2 protein-coding genes are annotated in these 3,690 nt (G+C 71.6%); one reads left to right on the plus strand and one right to left on the minus strand.

Translation table 11 applies throughout. The annotated features are described in order from the left end of the window. Positions 1 to 54: 54 nt before the first annotated feature. Complete coding sequence (locus tag ACFXA3_RS38455; RefSeq protein ID WP_385195315.1) at positions 55 to 1,548, minus strand: hypothetical protein; 1,494 nt, start codon at positions 1,546 to 1,548, stop codon at positions 55 to 57. Between the two features lie 529 nt (positions 1,549 to 2,077). Between ACFXA3_RS38455 and ACFXA3_RS38460 the strand changes: the two genes are divergently transcribed. Further along, a partial coding sequence (locus ACFXA3_RS38460) for a M4 family metallopeptidase (RefSeq protein WP_385195318.1) occupies positions 2,078 to 3,690 on the plus strand: 1,613 nt, incomplete at its 3' end.

Consider the following 3,690-nt stretch of genomic DNA (forward strand, 5'->3'; position numbering starts at 1 on the left):
GGGGCAGGCCGTGCGGCCGCGGCGCGGTCGTCCCCGGCGGGGGTGACCTGGTCGTCAGCGCTTGGAGATGCGGACCACCCCGGTTTCGGTGCCCTGGTAGAGCGTGCCGTCCGGGGCGGCCGTGCCCCGCATCTGGAGCGGGTTGTAGACCAGTCCGATGCCCAGGTAGGAGCTGCTGAGCTGGGCGCCGGTGGCCGGGTCGACGACGGCGTGGTGGTACTGGGCGAAGGTGTTGAGGCCGGCGCTGCCGGTCGGCCCGGTCACCGAGACGGTGTAGATCTTCCCGTCGGCCAGGGAGAGGCGCGGCAGCGCGGCGGATTTCACCGGGCTGTTCCACACCACCTGGCAGCCCGTTCCCCGGTCGTTGACGTCGATCCGGCTGAGGCCGCCGTCGAAGTCCGCGGAGGACGGCTGACTGGCCGGCGCGCCCGCGGGCAGGGCCGGGTAGGGGTAGCCGTAGGTGTTGGTGACGAAGACGCTGCGGCCGGAGGCGATGACGGCGTCCTCGGTGCCGCTGCGGGCGTACTGGGTGAGCACGGGGATCCGGCAGATGGGGTCCGGTCCGCCGGCCGCGCGGTAGACGAGCAGGTTCCCGTGCGGGGCGGCGTTGTCGACGATGGTGACGTACTCGGTGCCGTTGCCCGGTCCGAAGAAGCTCGGGGTGGTGCCCGTACCCCAGCTGAGCTGGCCGGGCTTGCGGGCCGGGCCGCGGTCGTACGGGGCGCGCCAGTCCACGACGGGTGTGCCGTCGGGGCCGGACGACAGCAGGTACAGGGCGTGGTCGGTGGCGACTGCGGTGCGGCCGGGGACGGTGGAGATGCTGTTCTGGACGCCTTCGCCGGTGCTGATGCTGCGTACCGCCCCGGTGTCGGTGTCGACGGTGCCGATCACGCCGCCGCTGGTGGCGAACCAGACCTTGCCGTCCCAGGCGGGGGTCAGGCCGACGATGTTGTCCCCGGCCGGGACCGCACTGCCCAGGGGGGTGGACCGGTCGATCCGGAGCGTCCATCCGGAACCGGAGCGGTGGTGGCCGATGCGCAGGAGGTCGTTGTCGCCGTCGACCACGACGAGGCGGTCGCCGTTGTCGAGGTAGGCGTAGACGCCGCCGAAGAGACTGCCCTTGGGCAGGGCGAGGGAGGCGAGGTCCGCTCCGGTGGCGGGGTCGAGCAGGTGGACGGTCGGCGTCTGGCCGAAGATCGTGGTGCACAGGGCTGTCACGTAGCCGTCGCCGCCCACGACCACGGTGGGGCAGGCCGAAGCCAGCGCCGTGCGGGCGTAGTTGACGGCGGCCGTTCCGGGCCCGGGGTAGGCCGTGGTGCCGCTGGAGGCGCTGTCGCCGTGCATGGTCGCGGCGCCGTTGGCCGCGGTGAACGGGTTCTGCGGCGGTTGCGGACCGTACGGGGCCGCCGGGTCGGCGGCGGAGGCGGCAGCGGCGGCGGAGCCGGCAGCGGAGGCCGGGGCTCCGGCGAGGCCGGCGGCGCCCAAGGCCACGGCGAGGGAGCAGGCGAGCACGGCGAGGCGCCCGCCGGCGGGCAGGGAGAACGGCATCGGGGTGGGGTCCTAGCAGCTGAAGGGGCAGTCAGTGGGGGCCGACGGGGGCCGCGGGTGTGCCCGGCGCTGTGAGGTCGGCCGACGTGGCGGCGGCCGATGGTGCGGCCGGGCCCTCGGTTCCGTGTGGCGGTTGCTCCTCGGAACGGCGCTGAGGGGGACGCTAGCCGCCGCCCGTGCGATCCGGATCCTTGCGGAGCCGCCGGACACGGCTTGTTCATCGGGTTCACGTTCCCGCAGCACGCGCGCAACACGGAGCCGGTGCACGACGGTTCTGCGCGACGGATCTTCCTTTCCTGCGTGTTGCGGATTCCTGTGCCGGCCGTGACATCTGTGTCGGCACGTTGCGGCGTCTTGTCCTTCGCGTGAAGAGACGGGCGGCGAATCCGGCATCACCGGCCGAACCGCCTTTTGTGCCCCGTGACATGTCCACGGTCGGCTGAGAGTCTCCCTCCTCATCAAGGCATTCCTCCTTGCAGAGGTGGACGGCGATCCCGTCCAACTCCCCACGACTCTCTGGAGATACCGAATGTTCTCGCTTTCCCCCGCAGGCGGCAGGGCACGTCGTCTCGCCCTCGTGTCCGGCGCAGCCGTCCTCACCGGCACCCTGCTCGCCGCCGGCGCCTCCGGCGCATCCGCAGGTCCCGTTCAGGAGCGTGTCGACAGCGCCTCCGCCGCGGCCACCGCCCTGTCGCTCGGCCTCGGCGGCGAGGAGCAGCTGGTCGTCAAGGACGTCGTCAAGGACGCCGACGGCACGGTCCACACCCGCTACGAGCGCACCTATGCCGGTCTTCCGGTCCTCGGCGGCGACCTCGTCGTCCACCGCGGCGCCGACGGCGCCGTCAAGGACGTCACCAAGGCCACGGAGTACGACATCAAGGTCGCTTCGGTCACCCCGAAGCAGGCCCCGGCCGCCGCCCGTTCAGCTGCGGTCCAGGCCGCCGAGGCCGCGAACACCACGGCAGTCGCCGCAGGAGACGCCCCGCGCAAGGTCATCTGGGCCGCCGACGGCAAGCCCGTCCTCGCCTACGAGACCGTCGTCACCGGAACCCAGCACGACGGGGTCACGCCGAGCCGCCTGCGCGTCATCACCGACGCCGACACCGGCAAGAAGCTGTTCGAGATCCAGCTGATCGACGACATAGCCGACGGCGCCACCGCACAGGGCGGCTCCGCGGCCGCCAGGCCGGGCGCCGCCCAGGTCGGCGCGGTCGGCTCCGGCGCCAGCCAGTACAGCGGCACGGTCAGCCTCAACACCACCAAGTCGTCCAAGGGTTACGACCTCGTCGACGGCGTCCGCGGCGGATCCGGCACCGTCGACCTCAAGCACCGCACGAGCGGCACGGGGACCGTCTTCTCCGACGCGGACAACGCGTGGGGCAACGGCAGCGCCGCCAACAACCAGACCGCCGCCGTGGACGCCGCCTACGGCGCCGCCCAGACCTGGGACTTCTACAAGAACGTCCTGCACCGCAACGGCATCAAGAACGACGGACGGGCCCCGGTCTCCCGGGTCCACTACGGCAACGCCTACCAGAACGCCTTCTGGGACGACCAGTCCTTCACCATCACCTACGGCGACGGCGCGAGCAACCAGCACCCCCTGACCCAGCTCGACGTGGCCGGTCACGAGTTCAGCCACGGCGTCACCTCCGCCACCGCGAACCTGCAGTACTCCGGCGAGTCCGGCGGCCTGAACGAGGCCACCTCGGACATCTTCGGCACCGCGGTGGAGTGGAACGCGAACAACGCCCAGGACCGGGGCGACTACCTGCTCGGCGAGAAGATCGACATCTTCGGCAACGGCAAGCCGCTGCGCTACCAGGACAAGCCGAGCAAGGACGGCCGCGGTTCGGCCGACTACTGGAGCGCCGGCGTCGGCAACCTCGACGTGCACTACTCCTCCGGCGTCGCCAACCACTTCTTCTACCTGCTGTCCGAGGGCAGCGGCGCGAAGGACATCAACGGCGTGCACTACGACAGCCCGACCGCGAACGGCTCCACCGTCACCGGCATCGGCCGCGACAAGGCGGTTCAGATCTGGTACAAGGCGCTGACCGCGTACTTCACGTCCACCACCGACTACCACGCTCCCTGCTTGCCGCAGCCCTCGCTCCTCGCGACCGCCACCACCGCACCGCT

The organism is Streptomyces sp. NPDC059456 (assembly GCF_042750055.1).
Taxonomy (GTDB): Bacteria; Actinomycetota; Actinomycetes; order Streptomycetales; family Streptomycetaceae; genus Streptomyces.

What these genes read in the sequence shown, in the direction of transcription:
- ACFXA3_RS38455 (WP_385195315.1), bottom strand. Translation starts at nt 1,548, where the DNA reads ATGCCGTTCTCCCTGCCCGCCGGCGGGCGCCTCGCCGTGCTCGCCTGC.